The 21282-nt window shown below is 69.3% G+C and carries 21 protein-coding genes; 12 read left to right on the top strand and 9 right to left on the bottom strand.

What is annotated here, in order from left to right; genetic code table 11:
• Positions 1–22: 22 nt before the first annotated feature.
• Both H6G16_RS09580 and rimI read right to left on the bottom strand, forming a co-directional pair.
• Complete coding sequence (locus tag H6G16_RS09580; protein ID WP_190390100.1) at positions 23–2575, bottom strand: ATP-dependent Clp protease ATP-binding subunit; 2553 nt, start codon at positions 2573–2575, stop codon at positions 23–25.
• Positions 2576–2739: 164 nt separating this feature from the next.
• Positions 2740–3204 carry a ribosomal protein S18-alanine N-acetyltransferase gene (gene rimI, locus H6G16_RS09575; protein WP_190390099.1) on the bottom strand — a complete coding sequence of 155 codons (465 nt, stop codon included), beginning with the start codon at positions 3202–3204 and terminating at the stop codon, positions 2740–2742.
• Between rimI and lysA the strand changes: the two genes are divergently transcribed.
• Genes lysA through H6G16_RS13240 form a run of 8 tightly spaced genes read left to right on the top strand, consistent with a single transcriptional unit; the run spans position 3203 to position 10484 of the window.
• Positions 3203–4633 carry a diaminopimelate decarboxylase gene (gene lysA / locus H6G16_RS09570; protein WP_190390098.1) on the top strand — a complete coding sequence of 477 codons (1431 nt, stop codon included), beginning with the start codon at positions 3203–3205 and terminating at the stop codon, positions 4631–4633. The two genes, rimI and lysA, sit on opposite strands and share 2 nt — an antisense overlap.
• Before the next feature lie 20 nt (positions 4634–4653).
• Positions 4654–5484, top strand: a complete 831-nt coding sequence (gene cdaA, locus H6G16_RS09565) for a diadenylate cyclase CdaA (RefSeq protein ID WP_190390097.1) — start codon at positions 4654–4656, stop codon at positions 5482–5484.
• Positions 5481–6254 (top strand): isoprenyl transferase, encoded by a 774-nt coding sequence (locus H6G16_RS09560; protein ID WP_190390096.1) that lies wholly within the window; start codon positions 5481–5483, stop codon positions 6252–6254. The genes cdaA and H6G16_RS09560 overlap by 4 nt, the downstream gene beginning before the upstream one ends.
• Positions 6255–7208, top strand: a complete 954-nt coding sequence (gene bioB, locus H6G16_RS09555; protein WP_190390095.1) for a biotin synthase BioB — start codon at positions 6255–6257, stop codon at positions 7206–7208. It begins immediately after the preceding gene.
• Positions 7205–8149 carry a rhodanese-related sulfurtransferase gene (locus tag H6G16_RS09550; protein WP_190390094.1) on the top strand — a complete coding sequence of 315 codons (945 nt, stop codon included), beginning with the start codon at positions 7205–7207 and terminating at the stop codon, positions 8147–8149. Before bioB ends, H6G16_RS09550 begins: the two co-directional genes overlap by 4 nt.
• 4 nt (positions 8150–8153) lie before the next feature.
• Positions 8154–9182 (top strand): DUF952 domain-containing protein, encoded by a 1029-nt coding sequence (locus H6G16_RS09545; RefSeq protein ID WP_190390093.1) that lies wholly within the window; start codon positions 8154–8156, stop codon positions 9180–9182.
• On the top strand, positions 9179–9724 hold the full coding sequence (locus H6G16_RS09540) for a hypothetical protein (protein WP_190390092.1): 546 nt from the start codon (positions 9179–9181) through the stop codon (positions 9722–9724). Before H6G16_RS09545 ends, H6G16_RS09540 begins: the two co-directional genes overlap by 4 nt.
• Entirely contained in the window at positions 9714–10484 is a 771-nt protein-coding gene (locus H6G16_RS13240) for a J domain-containing protein (protein ID WP_190390091.1), read from the top strand. Before H6G16_RS09540 ends, H6G16_RS13240 begins: the two co-directional genes overlap by 11 nt.
• A gap of 1 nt (position 10485) precedes the next feature.
• On the opposite strand, the gene H6G16_RS09530 is transcribed toward H6G16_RS13240, so the two are convergent.
• From H6G16_RS09530 to H6G16_RS13120, 4 genes are all read right to left on the bottom strand, one after another.
• Positions 10486–11673, bottom strand: a complete 1188-nt coding sequence (locus H6G16_RS09530; protein ID WP_190390090.1) for a carbohydrate porin — start codon at positions 11671–11673, stop codon at positions 10486–10488.
• 115 nt (positions 11674–11788) lie between these two features.
• Positions 11789–12712, bottom strand: a complete 924-nt coding sequence (gene lipA / locus H6G16_RS09525) for a lipoyl synthase (protein WP_190390089.1) — start codon at positions 12710–12712, stop codon at positions 11789–11791.
• A 19-nt stretch (positions 12713–12731) separates the two neighbouring features.
• Complete coding sequence (recR, locus tag H6G16_RS09520; protein WP_242036348.1) at positions 12732–13301, bottom strand: recombination mediator RecR; 570 nt, start codon at positions 13299–13301, stop codon at positions 12732–12734.
• 71 nt (positions 13302–13372) lie between these two features.
• A complete protein-coding gene (locus H6G16_RS13120; RefSeq protein WP_242036334.1) occupies positions 13373–14038 on the bottom strand; it encodes a pentapeptide repeat-containing protein in 666 nt (221 codons plus the stop codon).
• Between the two features lie 70 nt (positions 14039–14108).
• On the opposite strand from H6G16_RS13120, the gene psbP reads away from it, so the two are divergent.
• Genes psbP through H6G16_RS09495 form a run of 4 tightly spaced genes read left to right on the top strand, consistent with a single transcriptional unit; the run spans position 14109 to position 17350 of the window.
• Complete coding sequence (gene psbP / locus H6G16_RS09510; RefSeq protein ID WP_190390086.1) at positions 14109–14678, top strand: photosystem II reaction center PsbP; 570 nt, start codon at positions 14109–14111, stop codon at positions 14676–14678.
• Positions 14675–15784, top strand: a complete 1110-nt coding sequence (locus H6G16_RS09505; RefSeq protein WP_190390085.1) for an FAD-dependent oxidoreductase — start codon at positions 14675–14677, stop codon at positions 15782–15784. Before psbP ends, H6G16_RS09505 begins: the two co-directional genes overlap by 4 nt.
• A 19-nt stretch (positions 15785–15803) precedes the next feature.
• Positions 15804–17144: an NHLP bacteriocin system secretion protein gene (locus tag H6G16_RS09500; RefSeq protein ID WP_190390084.1), complete on the top strand. Its 1341-nt coding sequence runs from the start codon at positions 15804–15806 to the stop codon at positions 17142–17144.
• 8 nt (positions 17145–17152) lie between these two features.
• Positions 17153–17350 carry a hypothetical protein gene (locus H6G16_RS09495; protein ID WP_242036333.1) on the top strand — a complete coding sequence of 66 codons (198 nt, stop codon included), beginning with the start codon at positions 17153–17155 and terminating at the stop codon, positions 17348–17350.
• Positions 17351–17374: 24 nt separating this feature from the next.
• Here the strand turns inward: H6G16_RS09495 and H6G16_RS09490 are convergent, their stop codons facing one another.
• The 3 genes from H6G16_RS09490 to H6G16_RS09480 are packed head-to-tail and all read right to left on the bottom strand — an operon-like array spanning position 17375 to position 21266.
• On the bottom strand, positions 17375–18409 hold the full coding sequence (locus H6G16_RS09490; protein WP_190390083.1) for an FUSC family protein: 1035 nt from the start codon (positions 18407–18409) through the stop codon (positions 17375–17377).
• Positions 18406–19431 (bottom strand): hypothetical protein, encoded by a 1026-nt coding sequence (locus H6G16_RS09485; protein WP_190390082.1) that lies wholly within the window; start codon positions 19429–19431, stop codon positions 18406–18408. Before H6G16_RS09485 ends, H6G16_RS09490 begins: the two co-directional genes overlap by 4 nt.
• Positions 19432–19445: 14 nt before the next feature.
• Positions 19446–21266 (bottom strand): TolC family protein, encoded by a 1821-nt coding sequence (locus H6G16_RS09480; RefSeq protein ID WP_242036332.1) that lies wholly within the window; start codon positions 21264–21266, stop codon positions 19446–19448.
• Positions 21267–21282 lie beyond the last annotated feature (16 nt).

Below are 21282 nucleotides of genomic sequence, written 5' to 3'. Positions count from 1 at the left end.
CGGGGTCCCGGCCCGCGGGGCGTCAGACGCCGGCCGTGGCGAGCTCGGGCTCAGCCGGCAGGGCGACCTGTTTGCGGATGACCACCTGCTTGTCGTCGTTGACGTCCACGACGGCAGCATCGCCATCGCCGATCCGGCCGCTGAGGAACTCCTCGGCCAGGGAGTCTTCGAGCAGGCGCATCACGGCGCGGCGCAGGGGACGGGCCCCGTAGGACGGGTTGTAGCCCTCCTCCACCAATCGCTCCTTGAAGGCGTCGGTGACGGAGAGGGCGATGCCCTTCTCCAGCATCCGGCCGAACACCTCCTTGAGCATGATCTCGGCGATCTCCTTGACCTCGTCGCGGGTGAGCTGACGGAAGACGATGATCTCGTCGAGACGGTTAAGGAACTCGGGGCGGAAGTACTGCTTCAGCTCCTCATTCACCAGGGATCGGATGCGGTTGTAGTTGGTCTCATCCGCATCGCCACCGCCGAACTCGAAGCCGAGGCCGCCGCCGCCCTTCTCAATCACCTTCGAACCGATGTTCGAGGTCATGATGATCAGGGTGTTCTTGAAGTCCACCGTGCGTCCCTTGGAGTCGGTCAGGCGACCGTCTTCCAGCAGCTGCAGCAGCAGGTTGAACACGTCGGGGTGGGCCTTCTCAATCTCGTCGAACAGCACCACGGTGTAGGGGCGGCGGCGCACGGCTTCGGTGAGCTGCCCGCCTTCGTTGAAGCCCACGTAGCCCGGAGGGGAGCCGATCAGCTTGCTGACCGTGTGGCGCTCCATGAACTCCGACATGTCGAGGCGGATCATGGCCTCTTCGCTGCCGAAGAAGTAGGCCGCCAGGGACTTGGTGAGTTCGGTTTTGCCGACGCCGGTGGGGCCGGAGAAGATGAAGCTGGCGATGGGCCGGTTGGGGTTCTTCAGGCCCACCCGGGCGCGCCGGATGGCGCGGGACACCGCCTTGACGGCTTCGTCCTGGCCGATCAGGCGCTGGTGGAGGGTTTCCTCCATGTTCAGCAGCTTGGCCGACTCGCTTTCGGTGAGTTTCTGGACAGGCACCCCGGTCCAGGAGGCCACGATGTGGGCAATGTCTTCTTCGGTCACCATCGGGCTGCGCTCGCCGTCGACGGGTGCCTCGGCAACCGCCACAGCAACACCCTCGGAGCCGGCTTCCGGGGAGGCCTCAGCGGAGGGCTCCTCATCTTTGCGGGCCTGGAGGATGGAGCGGATCTGCTCGCGCAGCTCCACTTCCTTGTCACGCAGTTCACCCGCCTTGGTGAAGTCCTGCTCGCGTACGGCGTCTTCCTTCTCCTTCTGCACCGAGCGCAGTTGTTTATCCACCTCCTTGGCGGCCGGCGGCAGCTTGGAGTTCATCAGCCGAACCCGGCTGCCGGCCTCATCGATCAGGTCGATGGCCTTGTCCGGCAGGAAGCGGTCGGAGATATAGCGGTCGCCGAGGGTGGCCGCGGCGATCAGGGCCTCATCGGCAATCTTGAGGCGGTGGTGGGATTCGTAGCGCTCCTTCAGGCCCCGCAGGATTTCGATCGTGTCATCCACGGACGGTTCGCCCACCATGACCGGTTGGAAGCGCCGCTCTAGGGCGGCGTCCCGTTCGATGTGCTTGCGGTACTCATCGAGGGTGGTGGCGCCGATGCACTGCAGCTCGCCGCGGGCCAGGGCCGGCTTGAGGATGTTGGCCGCGTCGATGGCCCCCTCGGCGGCACCGGCGCCGATCAGGGTGTGCACCTCGTCGATCACGAGGATCACGTTTCCGGCGCTGCGGATCTCCTCCATGATTTTCTTGAGGCGCTCCTCAAATTCACCCCGGTACTTGGTGCCGGCCACCAGCAGGCCGATGTCCAGGGTGAGAACCCGTTTGTCTTCCAGGATGTCCGGGATGTCGCCGGAGTTGATGCGCTGGGCCAGTCCCTCGGCGATGGCGGTCTTGCCGACGCCGGGTTCGCCGATCAGGACGGGGTTGTTCTTGGTGCGGCGGCCCAGGATCTGGATCACCCGCTCAATTTCGTTCTGGCGGCCGACCACCGGATCCAGCTTGCCGTCGGCGGCCTGCTGGGTGAGGTTGCTGCCGAATTCGTCGAGGGTGGGGGTTTTGGTGGAGCCCTTGCCACCGCCGCCGCCAGCGGCCACCTCGGCGGTTTCGCCGAGCATGCGGATCACCTGGGTGCGCACCTTGGCGAGGTCGACGCCGAGGTTTTCCAGCACCCGGGCCGCCACACCCTCACCTTCACGGATCAGGCCCAGCAGCAGGTGCTCCGTACCGATGTAGTTGTGGCCCAGCTGGCGGGCTTCTTCCAGGGACAGCTCCAGCACCCGCTTGGCCCGCGGGGTGAAGGGAATCTCCACGGCCACGAAGCCGGAACCACGGCCGATGATCTTCTCCACCTCGACGCGGGCGTCCTTGAGGTTCACCCCCATCGACTTGAGCACCTTGGCGGCCACGCCGGTGCCCTCTCCAATCAGACCGAGCAGGATCTGTTCGGTGCCCACGAAGTTGTGGCCAAGGCGGCGGGCCTCCTCTTGGGCCAGCATGATCACCTTGATGGCCTTCTCGGTAAACCGCTCGAACATGGGCCGGGGCCTGGTGCAAGTGCATCCAAGCTACCAGGGTTGACCGGTCGGGTGTGATTTACGCCGAATCAAGGGCAGACCCATTGCGGGATCAGGAGCCCAAGCGGTTTTCGGCAACAACTCGGGATCGCAAATTGCTGGTTTTCAGCAATAAGAAAAGCCGGTTATCCACACCCCGGCTCCGCATCATTGATCGGTGGTAACCGCAGCCATTGGATCAGGGCATCCTCCCCGTTGCGGTAGTAACCGCGACGCAGGCCCGCATCCTGGAACCCCAAAGAGCGGTAGAGAGCCACTGCGGCCGCATTGGTGACTCCCACCTCCAGGGTGGCGTGCCGGGCGCCCTGCTGCCGGGCCTCAGCCAGCAGGGCTTCGAGCACCTGCCGTCCCAGGCCCCGGCGCCGCTGTTCGGGGGCCACCGCCACCAAGGTGATGTGCAGCTCGTCCAGCACCAGCCAGCCGCTGGCCATCGCCACCAGGTTGTCGGCCTGCCAGAGCCCCATCCCGGGGCGGCGGGGATCGGCCAGCTCGCTCTGCCACTGGGCGGTGGTCCAGAGGCCTCCCAGGCTGGCCTGGTCGAGGGCGAGGCAGGCCTGCAGATGGGCTGGCGTGAGATTCCTTACATTCATGACCTCTGAATCCCCCGCGGCCCCAGCCATGGTGATCTCCCGTGAGCCCGTCGCGGTGCCCCGGCCGTTCGAGCTGGAGCGCGATCCGCTCAGCCCCAACCGCAATCTCACCCCCCTCACCACCGCGCTGACCGCCGAGGGGGCCCTGAGTGTCGGGGGCTGCGTGCTCGGTGAGCTCGCCCGCAACTACGGCACGCCGCTCTATGTGCTCGATGAGGCCACCCTGCGGGGCACCTGCCGGGCCTACCGCGAAGCCCTGGCGGCCCACTACCCCGGGGAAGCCCTGGCGGTCTATGCCTCCAAGGCCAACAGCTCCCTCGCCCTGACCGCCCTGGTGGCTGGGGAGGGCCTGGGGCTGGACGCGGTGTCGGCCGGCGAACTGCTCACGGCGCTCCAGGGCGGCATGCCCGCCGACCGGATCGTGCTGCATGGCAACAACAAGAGTCGCGAGGAGTTGGCCCTGGCCGCCGGCTGCGGCGTCACGGTGGTGATCGACAACTGGCGCGACCTCGAGTTGCTGGCTGAGCTGGCTCCGGGCCTGGTGGAGTCGGGGCGGGCGCCCGTGCGGTTGATGCTGCGCTTCACGCCGGGCATCGAGTGCCACACCCACGAGTACATCCGCACCGGCCACCTGGACAGCAAGTTCGGCTTCGATCCCGACCAGCTCGAAGGGGTGTTGCAGCACCTGGTGGGTTGCCCCTGGGCCCGGCTCACCGGCCTGCATGCCCACATCGGCTCCCAGATTTTCGAGCTGCAGCCCCACCGCGACCTCGCGGCGGTGATGGCCGATGCCCTTTCCCTGGCCCGCTCCCTCGGGCACCCGGTGACCGACCTCAATGTCGGGGGCGGCCTGGGCATTCGCTACATCGCCAGCGACGACCCCCCCTCGATCGAGAGCTGGGTGCGCACCGTGGCGGAAGCGGTGGCGGCGGCCTGTCAGGAGCGGGGGCTGGACCTGCCCAGGCTGCTGTGCGAACCCGGTCGCTCCCTGGTGGCCACCGCCGGGGTAACCGTCTACGAGGTGGGCAGCCGCAAGGACATTCCCGGCCTGCGCACCTACCTCTCGGTGGACGGCGGCATGAGCGATAACCCCCGTCCCATCACCTATCAGTCCCAGTACACGGCCGTGCTGGCCGACCGCCCCACGGCGGCGGCCACCGAGACCGTCACCGTGGCGGGCAAGCACTGTGAGTCGGGCGACGTGCTGCTCAAGGACGTGGCGCTGCCGCCGGCCACCAGCGGCGATCTGCTCGTGGTGTTCGCCACCGGGGCCTACAACGCTTCGATGGGGTCCAACTACAACCGCATCCCCCGTCCGGCGGCGGTGCTGGTGCATGACGGGTTGGCCGACCTGGTGCAGCGCCGGGAGCAGCCGGAGGACCTACTGCGCTACGACGTTTTGCCGGAACGGTTGCGCTCGGTAGGCTGAACCCATCGACTTAGGCGTCTGTGATTGGGCCGCAACTGGGTGAGTTGCTACGGCTGATCGATCCGCGCCTGCTCCTGGATCTGCTGTTTGCCACAGGCTTGGGCGTCCTGGTGCTCGGCCGGGTCACCGAGGCCCGCACCCTGTGGTTGCTGCGCGGCTACCTGTTGCTGGTGGCCCTGGCCTGGGTGGTGCAGCGCTACGCCAACCTGCCTCTCACCAGCAAGCTGGTGGAGGCTTTGGTGCTGGCCTGCAGCCTCGCCCTGGCCATTCTCTGGCAGGGGGAACTGCGCCGGCTGATGGAGCTGCTGGGTACCGGACGCCTCGGCGTGCTGTTTGGCAGCCGCAACCGCGACCAGCTCGGCTCCGGTGCCGTCGCCATCCTCAGTGAGGCCGCCGGTCGCCTCTCCCAGGCCCGGCGTGGGGCCCTGATCGTGGTGGATCTGGGCAGCGACCTGCGCCCCGAGGATTTTCTCAATCCCGGCATTGGCCTCGACGCCAAGCTCACGGTGGATCTGCTGCTGAACTTGTTTGCCGCCGACACCCCGCTGCACGATGGGGCCGTGCTGGTGAAGGCCAACCGGATTGTGGCGGCCGGCGTGATCCTGCCCCTCTCCCGCCAGGGCATCAACCGCTACGGCACCCGTCACCTGGCGGCCCTCGGCCTCACGGAGCGTTTCGACCAGTGCCTGGCCATCGTGGTGTCAGAGGAAACCGGCACCCTGTCCCTGGCTAGCCAGGGCCGGTTGGAGCGGCCGATCACGAGCAGCCGTCTGCATGATCTGCTCAGCCAGGCCCTGGCCTTGCCGACGGGGCGTAGCGTGGCCAAGGACACGCCGGAATCCCGCGGATGAGTCGCGCCCTGGCGACCACCACTGCGAACGCCCCCCAGCCCGTTCCGGCGGGCCTCGATCCCGCGCGCCTGCCGGCCCATGTGGCCGTGATCATGGATGGCAACGGGCGCTGGGCCAAGCAGCGCAACCTGCCCCGGGTGATGGGCCACCGGGAAGGGGTGGAGGCCCTCAAGCGCACCCTGCGGCTCTGCAGCGACTGGGGCATCGGCGCCCTCACCGCCTACGCCTTCTCCACCGAAAACTGGAGCCGCCCCGGCGAGGAGGTGAGCTTCCTGATGACCCTGTTCGAGCGGGTGCTGGCCCGGGAACTTCAGGCCCTGGAGCAGGAGCAGGTGCGGATCCGTTTCCTGGGTGATCTCGAGCCCCTGCCCGAGGGGCTGCAACGGCTGATCGCCGATGCCACCGAGCGCACAGCCGCCAACACCGGCATCCATTTCAACGTCTGCACCAACTACGGCGGTCGAGCTGAGCTGGTGCGGGCGGCGCGGCGGCTGGCCGAGCGCTGCGCGGCCGGGGAGCTCGATCCGGCCGCCATCGACGAGCAGAGTTTCGGCGCCGAACTGCTCACGGCCGGCGAGCGGGATCCCGATCTGCTGATCCGCACCAGCGGCGAGCGGCGCATCAGCAACTTTCTGCTCTGGCAGTTGGCCTACGCCGAAATCCACATCACCGATGTGCTCTGGCCCGATTTCGACGAGGCCGCCCTACTGGGCGCCCTGCGCGACTATCAGAGCCGCCAGCGCCGCTTCGGCGGTGTCGATTCCTGCTGAATGCCCTTGATCACCCGTCACGACTGGTCCCGCTCCGAAATCCAGGCGCTGCTGGAGCTGCCCCTGATGGACCTGCTCTGGCAGGCCCAGCAGGTGCACCGGGCGGCCAATCCGGGCTACCACGTGCAGTTGGCCTCCCTGCTCAGCGTCAAAACCGGCGGCTGCGAGGAGGACTGCGCCTACTGCCCCCAGTCGCTGCACAACAGCAGTGACGTGGCCGGTCGCCCTGAGCTGGAGGTGGAGCCGGTGCTGGCGCGGGCCCGGGCGGCCAAGGAGGCCGGTGCCCATCGCTTCTGCATGGGCTGGGCCTGGCGCGAAATCCGCGATGGGGCGCCGTTTGAAGCGATGCTGGCGATGGTGCGTGGCGTGCGGGAGCTGGGGCTGGAGGCCTGCGTCACCGCCGGCATGCTCAGCGACTCCCAGGCCGAGCGCCTGGCGGAGGCTGGGCTCACGGCCTACAACCACAACCTCGACACCAGCCCCGAGCACTACGACCGGATCATCACCACCCGCACCTACCAGGAACGCCTGGAAACCCTGGCCCGGGTGCGCCGCTCCGGCATCACCCTCTGTTGCGGCGGCATCATCGGCATGGGCGAAACCGACGCTGACCGGGCCGGGTTGCTGGAGGTGCTGGCCAATCTCGATCCCCACCCGGAGAGCGTGCCGATCAATGCCCTGGTGGCGGTGGAGGGCACGCCCCTGGAAGACCTGCCGCCGGTGGATCCGCTCGAGCTGGTGCGGATGGTGGCCACGGCCCGGATCCTGATGCCCCACGCGCGGGTGCGTCTCAGTGCAGGCCGGGAGCAGCTGGGCCGGGAGGCCCAGATCCTCTGCCTGCTGGCGGGGGCCGATTCGATTTTCTACGGCGACACCTTGCTCACCACCGGCAATCCGGCGGTGGAGGCCGATCGGGAGCTGCTGGCCGCTGCCGGAGTGCGGGTGACCGCATGAGCGAGCTGGTGGCGGCGTTCTACCGCTTTGCCGCCCTGGGGGACTTGCCACACCTGCAGCGGGAGCTCGGCGCCCTGGCGGAAGGCCAGGGGGTGCGCGGCACCATCCTGTTGGCGCCGGAGGGGGTGAACGGCACGATTGCCGGAGCGGATGCCGGCGTGCAGGCGCTGTTGGCGCGGCTGCGGCAGGTGGCCGGCCTGGAGCGCTTGGAGGCGAAGTTCAGTCGCTCTGGCACCCAGGCGTTCCACCGGCTCAAAGTGCGGCTCAAGCGCGAGATCGTGACCATGGGTGAGCCCCAGGTGCAGCCCTATCTGGCCTCGGCGGTGGGCACCCACGTGCCGCCCGAGCACTGGGATGCCCTGATCGCCGACCCGGGCACCCTGGTGATCGACACCCGCAACACCTACGAGGTGGCCATCGGCAGCTTCGAGGGGGCCCTGGATCCGGGCACCACCACGTTCCGCGAGTTTCCCCGCTGGGTGGAGCAGGAACTGCGGCCCCTGGTGGAGCAGCGCCAGCCGAAGGCGATCGCCATGTTCTGCACCGGTGGCATCCGCTGCGAAAAGGCCACGGCCTATCTGCAGCAACGGGGATTCGAGGGGGTGCACCACCTGGAAGGGGGCATCCTGCGCTATCTGGAGGAGATCCCGGAGGAGCGCAGCCGCTGGCAGGGCGAGTGCTTCGTGTTTGACCACCGGGTGGCCGTGAACCACCGGCTCGAACCAGGCGATCACAGCCTCTGCCATGCCTGCGGCCTGCCGCTCTCACCCGCCGATCGCCAGCTGGCCAGTTACGTGGCGGGGGTGAGCTGCCGCCACTGCCTCGAGCGTTTCAGCGATTCCGATCGGCAACGCTTCGCCGAACGCCAGCGCCAAATGGAGCGGGCCCGTCACCGAGGCGAGTGCCATCTCGGTGGACCCACGCCGCGACCGGAGCGGTGAGGTGGTGAAGCCAGGACCTGCGGTTCTCTACAGCTTTCGGCGCTGCCCCTATGCCATCCGGGCGCGGCTGGCCTTGGCGGCTGCGGGCTGGGAGCCCGGAGTGGATCTGGAGCTGCGGGAGGTGAGTCTGCGGGCCAAGCCGCCCGAGCTCCTGGCAGCCTCGGCCAAGGGCACGGTGCCGGTGTTGGTGGCAGGCCAGCGGGTGCTGGACGAAAGCCTGGCGATCCAGCACTGGGCCCTGGAGCGTGGCGATCCCCACGGCTGGCTGGCGGGCTGGCGTGGGGATGAGGTGGCGGAGATGGAGGCGCTGATCGCCGAGAACGACGGCCCCTTCAAGCACCATCTCGACCGCTTCAAATACCCCAACCGCTACCCCGGCGAGCCATCCGAGCCCCATCGCCGCGCTGGTCTCGCCATCCTGCGGGACTGGGAGCGGCGCCTGGCTCCGGGGGGCTGGCTGCTGGGCAGCCGCCCCAGCCTGGCGGACTGGTCCCTGTTGCCGTTCGTGCGCCAGTTCCGCCTGGCCGATCCGCCGGCCTTTGATGCCTTGGCTGATCTCCCGGCTCTGCAGCACTGGCTGGGGCGTTTTCTGCAGGGTCCGGAGCTGGCCGCGGTGATGGCAGCGCCCTGGAGTGGCCGCTCCCCCTGGCGCTCCCCCCAGTGGCTCTACCACCTGGCCTTGCGGGAGGAGTGGCAGGCGGCGAAGGCCGACGGCCTCTACAGCCGCTCCACCCGGGGGTTGAGCCTGGAGGCGGTGGGGTTCATTCACCTCAGTGAGGCCCACCAGGTGCTGGCCACCGCCGCCCGCTTTTATGCCGATGTGCCCGCGCCTGACCTGCTCCTGCTCACCGTCGATCCCCAGCGTCTGGCCAACGCCGGTCTCCCTGTTCGCCGGGAGCCGGCTGATTCCCAGGCGGGTGCCGCTGCCGAGCGCTTTCCCCATCTCTATGGCGCCCTGCCCCTGGAGGCGGTGCTGCTGGCGGCGCCCTTCGCCCCGGAGTTGGCTGGCCAGGCGCGCGGGGTTGCGGCATGAGCGCGCCATTGCCCCAGCCCAGTCTTGAGGCCCTGGAGGCCGAGGCGGTTCGGCGGGGGCTGCTGCTGCGCCTGCAGGTGGGCCGTCCGCTGGGGCTGGCCTGGACCCTGCGGGTCGGCGTGGCGCGCCGGCTAACCAGTGAGGTGGGGCGGGGTGGCTTGGAGCTGCTGGGGGAGCTCAAGGGCTGGGCCCTGCCCACCGCCGCAGGCCTGCGCCTCGACACCCTGCGCGTGCAGGGCCAGGACACGGCTGCCGTCGGCCCGCTGATCTGCGCCGCCAGCTTTGCCTGGGCGCTGGAGGCCACCCCCTGCCGCCAGGCCACGATCCTGGCGATCCGCGACAGCGATTCCCAGCACCGCCGGCTGGTGCGTTATTTCCGCCAACTGGGTTTCCTGCCCCTGCGCGACCTGGGGGCAGGGCCCGCAGACCTGGCTCCCCGGTTGGTGTGGGGCGGCGCCGGTCTGCTGATGCGGGGCGATTGCCGGGAGGGGCTGGGACGCAGCGCCCGCCGGCTCGGTCTGGGGGGGCTGGATGGGCTTTGATCCCCGTCGCTGGCGGCCCGGCTCCAACGGTCCGCCGGTCACGAGCAATGTGGAGGCCCTGCTGGCCGAGAACGACTCCCTGCGCCGGGAGGTGCGGGCCCTGCGCCGCCGGCTGGAGCAGCTGCAGCAGTCCAGCCGGGCGGAGCCCCGTTTTGTCCATGGCCTCACGCCCCACCTGGTGGAGCGCTGGGGTGAGGCGATGGCTGCCCATCCCCAGTGGCAGGCCCTGCGGATCGGGCCGCCGGCCGGTTTGCGCGGGGTGATTGAGGAGCTGCGCCGTGGCTGGTGGAATCCGGAACTCAGCCTGGAGCAGGAGCTCGACCGCCGCTCCCCTGGCCTGGGTACCGAGTTGGCTGAAGCGCTGCGGGGGCCCCACAGCAGGGTGCGATGGGCCGTGCGGGCCGCCTTCGCCCTCTACGGCCTCCGGGCCCCGGAATGGCTGAGCGACGCCCCCTTGCAGGTGGTGGAGGAGTTGCTGCGTCGGGAGGCGCGGCTGGGCCAGCGCCGGCATCAGCGCCGTGGTGGTACCCGCACCGAGAACCACACCCAGTCCCACCACCAGGCTGAGGCCAAAGCCCAGGCCAAGGCGCCAGACCCCCGCTCGGTTGCCCTGCGGCAGCTCGGCCTGGAGCCCGGGGCGAGTGTGGCGATGATCAAGCGGGCCTACCGCCGCCTGGCCAAGGCCCACCACCCCGACCTGGGCGGCGACGCCGAGGCGTTTCACCGGCTGGAGGCGGCCTATCGGTTGCTGCTGGGCTGACTCAGAACTGCAGCGTCAGCCCCAGACCCAGTGCCAGGATCGGATCGGCAGAGCTGCCGTCGGGATTGAGGATCAGCTGCAGCACGGGCTGCAGGCTGAGGTTGGCGTTCACCAGCCAGCTGTAGTTGAGCTCCAGCACCGTTTCGCTGCTCTGGCCGGGTGAGAGGCTGGGGCTGAAGCGGCTGCTGCCCACGCCCAGGGCCAGCACATCCAGCGGCCGGCTGGGGATGATCCCCTGACTCAGCCAGCCGCCGCTGAGGAACAGCGGCACCGGGTTGGTGTCCCACTCCAAGCCGGCGTTGACGCCCAGCCAGAGCCGGTTGTCGAGACCCAGCGGCACCGGTGCCGCCAGGGTGAGGGTGGTGGCGAGGGCGGTGTTGAGATTGCCCGTGGTGCGGTTGTCCAAGTAGCCGCCGGCGATCTGCAGCAGGGGCGGCGGCAGCTGACGGGCGATCCGTTGCTCTCCCCGCTGGATGGGCTGCTGCAGGGCCTCCGCCCCGGGCAGGCGATCAAACGACCACTGCAGGAGCTGGGAGTGGCCGTTGAGCTGGTTCTCGTCGGGATCGACGCCAAACAGGGCCGCCAGGTTGTACTGCGGGTCGAGCAGGAAGGCGCCGTAGCGCAGCTCGCCCCATCGGCCCGAGGGCTCTGGACGCCAGCTCACCTGCAGCCCCGGGGCGACGTAGGGGTTGATCGGCAGCACCTCTACGTTGAGGTTGAGGGTGTTGTTGAGGGCCGAGTGCACGTAGGCATTCAGCACCGGTGCCTCCACAAAGCCCGGGTTGATTGACAGCACGCCGGCCTTCACGGCCACGTTGCCGCTCCCCATCTGCCGCTCCAGGCTGGCTTCCGTGAGCCAGAGCCCGGTGGGGTGGGCGGTGCTCTGCAAGGGGAATGCCGCTCCGATCTCCTCGCCCCAGTTGGGGTTGCCGCTGAACAGCATCAGCTGTACATGGCTGCGCCAGTGGTCGGCCTCGCTCCACTGCTCCACCGGCTTGGCCAGCCCCGGCCCCGCCACCACGTCCAGGCTGAGCTGCTGCATCCAGCTGGCGCCCCGGCGATCGCCTCCGGCCGGATTGGCGAGCGGCTGGGCCTGCAGCTGCAGTTGCAGGTCCAGCCAGCCGGGCAGCTGCAGCAGGCCGTTGAGGTCGGGTCCCTCGGCCTGCACCAGCGTCTCTTTGGCGGGCATCTCACAGCGCCCTGCGGGGGTGCTGCCCGCCAGTAGGGCGATCAGTAGGACTCTGCCGAGGCGCTGTCCGCCGGACTGGAGCCAGGACGGCAGCCAGGCCAGACCTCGGCGTGGCTCAGCTGCTGCCGATGCCGTCGGCGGCGTGGTAGCTACTGCGCACCAGGGGGCCGCTGCGCACCTGCGCGAATCCCAGCTCCCTGGCCGCCGCCCCCAGTTCCTCGAATTCCGCCGGGGTCCAGTAGCGGGCAACCGGAATGTGGGAGAGCGATGGCCGCAAGTATTGCCCCAGGGTGAGGCGCTGGCAATCGACGCTGCGCAGGTCCCGCAGGGTCTGCAGCACCTCCTGCTGGCTTTCGCCGAGTCCCAGCATCAGGCCGCTCTTGGTGGGAATGGTGGGCGCCAGGGCGCGGGCAGCGGCCAGCAGCCCCAGGGAGCGGCGGTAGGTGGCACCGCGGCGCACCTCGCCCTGGAGGCGCTCCACCGTTTCCAGGTTGTGGTTGAAGCAGGCCGGTGCGGCAGCCAGCACGGTGGCCAGCCGGCGCCGTTGGGCATCCAATCCCTCCGCCTCGTCGCGATGCCCGCCCCAGAAGTCGGGGGTGAGCACTTCGATGCCCACCCCAGGCGTGCGCCGCCGAATCGCCGCCATGGCGGCGGTGAACAGGCCGGCGCCATGGTCGGCCAGGTCGTCGCGGGCCACGGCGGTGAGCACCACGTAGGAGAGCTGCAGGCTGGCCACCGCTTCGGCCACCCGCTCCGCTTCGCCCGTATCCAGCGGGGCGGGGGCCTGCCCCTTGTCCACCTGGCAGAAGGCGCAGCTGCGGGTGCAGATCGGCCCCCCCAGCAGGAAGGTGGCCGTGCCGGCGGCGTAGCACTCGGCGCGGTTGGGGCAGCGTCCCTCCTCACAGATTGTGTGCAACCGCTGCTGCTTCACCACCCCCTGAACGGCCTCCAGCGCCGAGGCAGGACCCACGGGGCGTCGCAACCACGCCGGCAAACGCTCGGCGGGGGCGATGGTGGTGTAGCGGGATCGGCGCGTCATGGCAGGGTGTTTGTCCTGGTCACTCCACCTGGCGCCGTCCTTCGAAGGCCCGCGCCAGGGTGACTTCGTCGGCGTATTCCAGTTCGCTGCCCACCGGCAATCCGTAGGCGATGCGGCTCACGGTGGTGAAGGGTTTGAGCAGGCGGGCGAGGTACAGGCTGGTGGTGTCGCCCTCCACGCTGGGGGTGAGGGCGAGGATCACCTCACTGATCCCCTCGGCATCCACCCGGCGCACCAGCGGCTGGACCTGGAGCAGCTCGGGACCGATGCCATCCATGGGGGAGATCAGTCCGCCCAGCACGTGGTAGTGCCCCTTGAACTCCCGGGTGCGCTCCATGGCCAGCAGGTCGCGGGAATCGGCCACCACACACAACTGGCCGTTGCCCCGCTCGGCGTTGCGGCAGATCTCGCAGAGGGGCTCGGCCGACAGGTGGAAGCAGCGCTGGCATTGGCCCACCTGGCTGCGGGCCGCCAGCAGGGCATCGGCAAAGCTGCGGATCTGCTCTTCGGGCTGGCGCAGCAGATGGAGGGCCAGGCGCTGGGCCGTGCGCGGGCCGATGCCGGGCAGGCGCTCGAACTGGTCGATCAGCCGGGCCAACGGGCGGGTGAAGCCGCTCAGCGATTCGCCGCAAGTGCCCTGAATTTAGGCGGGACCGCCAATCAACCGACAGGGCTCCCCGCTCCCTCCAGGTTGGTCCCGGTGAGGTCGGCCCCGTCCAGTTGGGCCCCCGTGAGATCGACCCCGTCCAGGATGGCGTCGCGCAGGTTGGCTCCGCGCAGATCGGCCCCGCGCAGGTTGGAGCCGGTGAGGTCGGTGCCGGCCAGGTTGGCGTTGCGCAGCACGCTGTTCTCCAGGTTCACCTGATGCCAGTGGCCATGGGGGGCCTGGAGGTTGTGCAGGTCAAAGCCCGCCAGCTGCTGGCCGTCGATCGGCAATCCAGCTCCATTGAGGCTCTCCAGGGCCTGGATGCGCCCCATCAGCCAACGGGCGCTGGATTCATTGCAGGTTTTCAGCAGCTCGTAGGCCTCCAGGTTGTCCCGCTGCCGCCGTTTGTGGCCTTCGAGGATGTAGAGGAAGGCGGCGGTCACGATGCTCAGCGATTCCACATTGCCCACGCTGATCAGCGCCTCCGCATCGCGCCATAGGCACCCCTGGGCCCAACGGTGGTTGCGGCAGGTGGCGTAGCTGTTCACCACCATCAACAGGGCCAGGGCCCCCGCCGCCGCCAGGCTGAGGCGGAACACAAAGGAGCCATCCAGCAGGCGGAAGAAGGGGGAGTCGCGGCGGCGTTGCTGTCGGTCGACCCAGGTGGGCTTGCGAGGCATGCGGAGGGGCTGGGATCCGAGCCCATGCTGGCGGCCCAGCAGAATGGCGCCACGCAATCCGTCTGCAGCCATGGCTGTCTCCCGCAACGTGGCCCTTTGTCGCACCCTTTTGCCCCGTCTGGTTGCCCTGGTGTTGGCGGTGGCCCTGGTGGCCTGCAGCGCCACGGCCGCCGGCCTCAATTCCTTCCAGAGCCCCGATGGGCGCTACGCCTTCCTCTATCCCACCGGCTGGACCCGGGTGCAGGTGAGCGGCGGCCCCCAGGTGGTGTTTCACGACCTGATCAACAGCGATGAAACCCTCAGCCTGGTGATTTCCGAGGTGAACCCCACCAACGACCTGGAGAAGCTCGGCAGTGCGGTGGCTGTCGGGGAGCAGCTGCGTCGCACCGTGATCGCCCCCGAGGGCAGCGGCCGGGCCGCCGAGCTGGTGGAGGCGTCCGAGCGCCAGGAGGGGCCTCGCACCTTCTATGACCTGGAGTACGCCGTGCACCTTGACGATCGCGACCGCCACGAGCTGGCCACCGTGGTGCTTGACCGGGGCCGGCTCTACACCTTTGCCGCTAGCACCAACGAGATCCGCTGGGCCAAGGTGAAGGACATGTTCCACCAGGTGGTCACCTCGTTCACCCTGCTGGTGTGACGGCATCGGCCACGGCCGATGTGGTGATCGTCGGTGGCGGGGTGGCTGGGGGCCTCCTGGCCCTGGCGTTGCGGGAGCTGGGGGCAGTGGTCACGGTTGTGGATGCGCCCGCCCCTGCTGGCCTCTCCTCGGCTTCTGCCCTCAGCTATGGGGCCCTGCCGGGGTGGCCCCTGGCACCCACCCCCCTGGCCCGCCTGGCGGCAGGGGCTTCCAGGCGCTGGCGCCTCCTGCAAGGGCGCCATGGGGATCTGGGCTGGCGGCCCTGCCGCCTGCGGGTCCATGGCGGCGGCTCCAGCTTGGGGGCCCTGAGTGCCCGGTTGCCGCTTCCCTTTGCCCGGGTGGACACCGCCGTGTTGGCTGCGCGTTTGCCACCCGTGCTGGCGGCGGCGGACGTGAGCTGCTTGGCCGGTCAGGTGGATTCCCTGGAGCCCCATCCAAGCTCAGGCTGGCAGCTGCAGTTCCGTGACGGCACCAGCCTGCAGGCTCCGCAGCTGGTACTTGCCGCAGGTGCCCATTGCCGCCAGCTGTGGCCTGCCCTGCCGCCGCGCCTGCGCAGCAGTTGGGCAGCCGTGCTGGAGCTCGCTTGCAATCCGGCCCTTCCGGGGCCTGCTGTTGCCTGGCTGCCGGCCCGCTTCGGCCGGGTCGAGCTGGAGCGCCGCGCCGCCGGCCTGGGCCAACCGGAGTGGCTGGTGGATGGTGGCCTGGTGCCCCGGGGTACGGGGGCGCTGCTGGGCCAGCACACCCTGGTGCGGCCGGGCCTAGAGCTCGGTGCGCCGCCGCCGCCCGCCGAGGTGGAACGGCAGCTGCGCCGCAGCCTGGCGGACCAGGCCTGGGCGGCTGCCCTGGCCCAGCTGCCGGGTCGCCTGCATCAGGCTCCCGTGGCCTTCTGCAGCGGGGGTGTCCCCCTGGTGGGGCCGGTGGTGGCGGCGCCGGGGTTGTGGGTGTTCACTGGCTTCAGTGCGGGCTTCAGCCAGGTGCCGGTGCTGGCCCCGCTGGTGGCCCAGGCCCTGGGGGCGGCAGGGGCGCGGGCGGATTGGGCGAGACGGCGTCTCCAGCAGCTGGGTCTGGGCTGGCCGGATCAGCGGGGGGCTGACAGGGGCACCTGATTCCTGCAAGCTGGGCGCCATGACCCAAGCCCCGCCCACCGCTGCAGAGCCCGGTCCCCAGGGCCCGCTTCAGCGAATGCAGGGGCATTGGCAGGGGCTGAGCGATCACAGCCAGGTGGGCGTGACCCTGGCGGGAGTGGGCGGCGTGCTGGTGCTCTGGGCCCTGTTCTGGCCCGTGCCCACTGAGGTGGAAGGCATGGGCGTGCTCATCTATCCCAACAACGCCGGCATCCTCAACGCCCGTGCTGGCGGCCAGGTGCGGGAGGTGTTCGTCAAGGAAGGGCAGCCGGTGGCGCGAGGCCAGGTGTTGATGCAGCTGTATCTGCCGGTGCTGGAGCGCCAGCTCGACCAGCAGCGTGGCAACTTGCGGCAGTTGGAGCGCCACAATGCCCGGCTCGATGAGCGCGACGCCCTGCGACTGCTCACCGAGAAGCGGGCCCTGGACACGTCCCTGGCCAAGCTGTCCGACGATCGCCGCCGCTACGGCGAACTCCAGTCGACATACGCCAAGAAACTGCGCAACCTGGATTGGCTGGCCAAGCGTGAGGTGGTGGCTCCACTGTCCACTGAAGTGGTGTCGGCGGAGCAGGGGCTCACCAGCACCAGCGTGAATCTCGATGACGTGAAGATCAACGAGAAGAACGTGGTGACCAACTACCAGCAGGTGAAGCTCAACATCGAAACCCAGGCCCTGCAGCGCCGCTACCAGATCGACGACCTCAAGCGTCAGATCCAGGTGACCGAGGCCAAGATCGCCTACGACGGCAAGGTGCAGGCCGACCGCGACGGCACGGTGCTCGATCTGCAGGTGATTGCGGGTCAGACCGTCGGCACCGGCCAGCGGCTGGGCACGATCGGTCGGCCGGAGCAACCCAGTGCCAAAGACCGCCCATTGCGGGTGGTGGCCTACTTCGCGCCCGCCGATGCCCGTCGGTTGCCCCTGGGACTGCCGGTGGAGGTGGTGCCGCAGTGGAACCAGCGCGGCCGCTTCGGGGGCATCGTGGGCAAGGTGAAACAGGTGCTCACCCTGCCTGCCACCGAGGACGACATCTCCACCACCATCGGCAACCAGCAGTTGGCCCAGGAACTCACCAAGAACGGTCCGGTGATGCGCAGCGAAATTGAGCTGGAGCGTGATCCCGCCAGCGTCGATGGTTACCGCTGGACCCTCTCCGGAGGGAGTGGGGTGTTCCCGATCCGCGATGGCCTCACCGTGTCGACCCACGCCTACGTGGAATGGCGGTCGCCGATCAGCTATGTGATCCCGGGGTTGCGCTCGCTCACCGGTGGCTACCGCACGTCCGGCATCGACCTGCGCTGGAACCGGCCGTTCCTGCGCCAACCCAACACCGTGCCCTGAGTCCTCCATTGACCGCCAAACCGCGCCTCCCCTCGATCCGCAACCCGCTGCTGCGTCAGGAGTTTCCCTGGCTGGTCAGCGAGGTGGTGCTGCTGCTGATTCTGTTCAACGCCAACCCCCCGGAGCTGTGGTTCTGGTTGGTGGTGCTGGTGGTGGTGCTGCTCTACCGCGTGGAGCGCTGGTGGTCGTCGCGGCCCGACGCCTGAATCCAGAACGCCGGGTGGCCCGGCTCATGGCGACGCCTCAACGAGCTCTCGCCATTGCCGTTCGGTGTCGGCGATGGTGACGTCCATGCGGTTGAGCACCATCCATTGCGAGGCCACCCGCTGCAGTTGCTCGGGGTTGAGTTGCTGATAGGCGGTGCGGGATTCGGGGGATCGCAACATGACGAGCGGCAGGGTTGGCCGGGGGGCATCCGGGGGAGGCTGCAGCTGGTGGGAGCCGCCCAGCATCTGCTGCCAGCCCAGGAGCCGCTGGGCCACGCTCTCCACAAAGGCCCGACCAGCCTCCTTGTCGCCTTGCAGCCCCCAGTCCTGCCAGTTGGGTCTGGGAAGGCGGCGCAGCTCATCGAGATCGAGCAACAGGGACTCGCTGGCCTGGTCCAGCAGCGCCCACATCCGGGCCGCTGGGTGCCGGCTCGCCAGCGAGCCGAGTTCCAGCAGGGCTCCCTGACGTTGATCCCGCAGGCGCAACAGGCTGACGCGCAGGCTGCGGATCTCGTGAACCAGGTCGCGGCTGTGCTGCGTCGCCTCCAGCAGGGCGTGGCCCAGATCCACCAGCAGCTGCAGCAGTCCCTCCCGCTGCTGGATCCGGGCCCGCGAAGGCCAGAACAGCCGCAGGCTGAGCAGGGCCATCAGGATGCCGAACGCGGTCCAGAGCAGGCGCAGGGGAATCCAGGTCCCGAGCTGTTGGTCGTGGGTGAGCCAGCCCATCACCACCACGAAGCAGCACACTCCGTAGCCCACCGTGAGCCTGAGGGAACCGGCGATCAGGCGGGCCAGCAGCAGCGCCAGCGGCAGGGCCACCATCAGCGGCAGATGGCCCCAGGCCCGGTAGCCGAAGAACACCACCATGGCGCCAATGGCGGTGCCAACCAGCCGCTGACGGCCGAGTTCGAGCGTGTTGCCGTAATTGCCCACGGTCACGCTCAGCACCGCCAGGGAGGCATAGAGCCCAAACGGCAGGCCCGTGAGGCTGGCAAAGCCATTCACCACCGTCACGGTGACGGCGAGGCGCAGGCTGTCCCGTAGGGCTGTGCCGTTCATGGTGCGGGGGGCGAGAGCTCCGCCAGCGCTTGGCTCAGCAGGGTCCGGCTGTGGAGCAGTTTCTGCAGCTCCTGGCACTGCTGGCCGATGGCCAGCGCCAGGGGTTGGGGTGCACCCAGGCGGCTGGCCTGCTCCAGCCAATGCCCAGGGGTGGTCGCCAGGACCGCGGTGGGGGCGGCGGCTGGATCGCTTTGCAAGCGCTCGGCCAGATCGGCGAGCGAGAACGCGAGCAGCCCTGGGTCGGAATCCGGTGGCAGCGGTGTGCTCAGCTGCAACAGCAGCGGCTCCAGCAGCAGCCACTGGCGCAGCACCAGTCGCCAGAGGCTGCCGGCCTGGGCCCAGCGCACCCGCAGGCGTTGGGTCTGGGCGGGCATGGCGAAGCCCGGGTTCCCCTGGCGCAGCTGCTCCAACATCTGAATACTGGGCAGCAGATCCTGGGAGCGCAGGGCCGGTGGGGGTGGCCCGCCACTGGTCAGCCAGTGCCGCATGGCCCGGATCTGGGTGGCGAGTTGGCTGGCGATTCCGGCGTCCAGGGCCCTCAGCTGCTGCATGGGTCGCCGCGGCCATACGGCCCAGGTGGCGATCTGGGCCATGAGGATGCCGACCACCACCGCAAAGGCCAGATCGAAGATCACCGCCCAATTCACCTGGTTGCCGCGGTGCATCAGCTCCAGGGCCCAGCAGCTCAGGTATCCCGTTCCCAAGCCCTTCAGCAGCCCCAGGCTGCGCACCAGGATTCCCGTGAGCAGCAGGGCGATGCCGAGGGTCAGCCAGCTGGTGGAGAGCTCATGGGCCACCTGGGCGGTCAGGATGCCCACCAAGGCCCCCGCCACCTGCTGGCCGATGCTGCGGGCCGGCATCAGGTCGTTTTCGTTGACGAACAGCACCGCCATCACCAGCGCGGCCCCGAGGACGTGCCCCCGTCCCGACCAGAGCAGGATCCCGATGGTGAGCGTCGCAGCCAGCCAGATCCGCAGACTCATCCGGCCCAGGGGGCTCAAGCTCGGCAATGCGGCGGCCATGGCGTGCTCCCCGCTCAGGGTTGGCTGCTGCTGGGGAGCTGCAACTGCGGTTGGATCGGCAGGGCGGGGTCGCGCGGCACCGGCAGCAGTTCTCGCAGCAACTTGGCGTAGGTGATGTTCACGTCCACGGTGGCGTTGAGGCGCTGCACCAGGCTGTTGATCAGCCGGTCCTGGGTGTTGGAGAGGTTGAGCTCGCTGTCGAGCCCGGTGAGATAGCGCAGCCGCACGTCGCGGAAGGCCTCCAGGGCAGCGGCCACGCCCCGGCGGGCCGAGCTGAGCTTGGCCAGGCTGGCCTCGTGGTTGAAGAAGGCCTGCTCGATGCGCAGGCGGATGTCGTTGCGGCTGGCGGCGTACTGCTGGGCGGTGGCGGCTTCCTGCCTGGCCAGGGCCCGGGCCTGAGCGGCCGTGGTGCCGGCATCGAACAGCAGCCAGGTGAAGGTGAGTCCCACCGACCAGTCCCAGCCGTTGGTGGTGCTCAGAGGTAGGACCGTGGAGCCGCAGCAGCCGCCGCCACCAATCGTGAAGTCGCCCAGGCTGGTCTGGGAGCTGCTGCCCCCGCCGCTGGCAAACAGGGAGAGTTTCGGCAGGAGGCCTGCGGCGGTGGCCTGGCTCTGCTGGGCCAGGGCCGTACGGGCGGCCAGGATTGCTTCCAGCTCGGGATTGCCCCGGTACCCGGCCAGCAGACTGGCCTCCAGATCGAGGGGCCAGCGCGGCTGCACCACGATCGGATCGCTGGGGCTGGGGGTCACGTTGGCCGGCAGGTTCAGCAGCACGGCCAGCTGCCGGCGTGCCACGGCCCGGTCAGCCAGGGCCTGGATCAGGGTCTCCTCGTCGGTGGCCGCGATCGCCCGGCGTCGCAGCACGTCGAGCCGGGGTACCAGCCCGGCTTGCTTGAGATCAAGGCTGTCCTGCAGGATCAGCAGGTCGTTGCGCAGGTTGGCGTCGTAGATGCGCACCAGCTGTTCGTCCTGTTGCAGCTGGTAGTAGGCCTCGCTTACCTGCAGCTGCAGGGAACGCAGCTGGTTGGCGTAGCTGTTGCGCAGCTGCTCGAGGCGGGCGCGGGCGGCTCGCACCGTGGGGGTGCGGGCGAAGTCGAGCAGGGCGTAGTTGAGCTGCAAGCCCCCCTCGCCGCCCCATTCGCCCGAGGTGACGCCCGCGGAGCCGCCATCGGGGACGTAGAAGGCGCCGGCCGTCGGGCCTGTAGGCGTGAGCAGGCCGTTAGGCGCGAACTGCGGGCCGAAGCCCAGGTTGTCGTTGGGTTTGTTGGCGGTGGTGGTGGTGCGGCTGCCCTCATAGCCGCCGGCGGCAAAGGCACTGATCGTGGGCCAGTAGCTGCCCATGGCCGCCTGGAAGCTCGCCAGGGCTGCCGCCACCTGCTCCCGCTGGGCCTGCAGGCTGGCGCTGTTGGCAAAGGCGATCGCCAGGGCCTGCTCCAGACTCAGGCTCACCACACCGGCGGCCTGGAGCTGCTGGGGGGTGGGCAGATCTAGGGGGGGGCTGGCGACGCTGTCTGCTGGCTGAATCGGGCCGCTGGGGGCCTGGTTGGCGCGGATCAGATTGGCGGGCAGCGGCGGCGTGCTGAGCACATCCCCCACCGGGGGCTCGGGCTCACTGGGAAGCAGCCGATCGAGGGCTTGCAGCTCCGCATCGAGCTTTTGCCAGCTGCGCTCCAGCCGTTCGGTGCCTGGGGCAGGCTGCGGCGCACCCAGCGCGGCCGTGGGCATTACGCCCGGGGTGAGACCCAGCCACAACAGGGCCAGGGCGCAGTTGCGCAGTGCCACGATGATGCCGATCAGCGCCTGGTTCGACTGAGTTTGATGGGCACTGTGGCCCATCGGCCCCGGGGGTGTT

The organism is Cyanobium sp. FACHB-13342, assembly GCF_014697415.1.
In the GTDB taxonomy this organism is placed as follows: Bacteria; Cyanobacteriota; Cyanobacteriia; order PCC-6307; family Cyanobiaceae; genus Cyanobium_A.
This window is presented reverse-complemented; position numbering and strand designations above follow the sequence as displayed.

Bases quoted from the DNA above. Each gene is read 5' to 3' on its own strand.
- H6G16_RS09580 (WP_190390100.1), bottom strand. From the start codon at position 2,575: ATGTTCGAGCGGTTTACCGAGAAGGCCATCAAGGTGATCATGCTGGCC.
- lysA (WP_190390098.1), top strand. From the start codon at position 3,203: ATGACCTCTGAATCCCCCGCGGCCCCAGCCATGGTGATCTCCCGTGAG.
- rimI (WP_190390099.1), bottom strand. From the start codon at position 3,204: ATGAATGTAAGGAATCTCACGCCAGCCCATCTGCAGGCCTGCCTCGCC.
- H6G16_RS09560 (WP_190390096.1), top strand. From the start codon at position 5,481: ATGAGTCGCGCCCTGGCGACCACCACTGCGAACGCCCCCCAGCCCGTT.
- bioB (WP_190390095.1), top strand. From the start codon at position 6,255: ATGCCCTTGATCACCCGTCACGACTGGTCCCGCTCCGAAATCCAGGCG.
- H6G16_RS09550 (WP_190390094.1), top strand. From the start codon at position 7,205: ATGAGCGAGCTGGTGGCGGCGTTCTACCGCTTTGCCGCCCTGGGGGAC.
- H6G16_RS09540 (WP_190390092.1), top strand. From the start codon at position 9,179: ATGAGCGCGCCATTGCCCCAGCCCAGTCTTGAGGCCCTGGAGGCCGAG.
- H6G16_RS13240 (WP_190390091.1), top strand. From the start codon at position 9,714: ATGGGCTTTGATCCCCGTCGCTGGCGGCCCGGCTCCAACGGTCCGCCG.
- H6G16_RS09530 (WP_190390090.1), bottom strand. From the start codon at position 11,673: ATGCCCGCCAAAGAGACGCTGGTGCAGGCCGAGGGACCCGACCTCAAC.
- lipA (WP_190390089.1), bottom strand. From the start codon at position 12,712: ATGACGCGCCGATCCCGCTACACCACCATCGCCCCCGCCGAGCGTTTG.
- H6G16_RS13120 (WP_242036334.1), bottom strand. From the start codon at position 14,038: ATGCCTCGCAAGCCCACCTGGGTCGACCGACAGCAACGCCGCCGCGAC.
- psbP (WP_190390086.1), top strand. From the start codon at position 14,109: ATGGCTGTCTCCCGCAACGTGGCCCTTTGTCGCACCCTTTTGCCCCGT.
- H6G16_RS09500 (WP_190390084.1), top strand. From the start codon at position 15,804: ATGACCCAAGCCCCGCCCACCGCTGCAGAGCCCGGTCCCCAGGGCCCG.
- H6G16_RS09490 (WP_190390083.1), bottom strand. From the start codon at position 18,409: ATGAACGGCACAGCCCTACGGGACAGCCTGCGCCTCGCCGTCACCGTG.
- H6G16_RS09485 (WP_190390082.1), bottom strand. From the start codon at position 19,431: ATGGCCGCCGCATTGCCGAGCTTGAGCCCCCTGGGCCGGATGAGTCTG.
- H6G16_RS09480 (WP_242036332.1), bottom strand. From the start codon at position 21,266: ATGGGCCACAGTGCCCATCAAACTCAGTCGAACCAGGCGCTGATCGGC.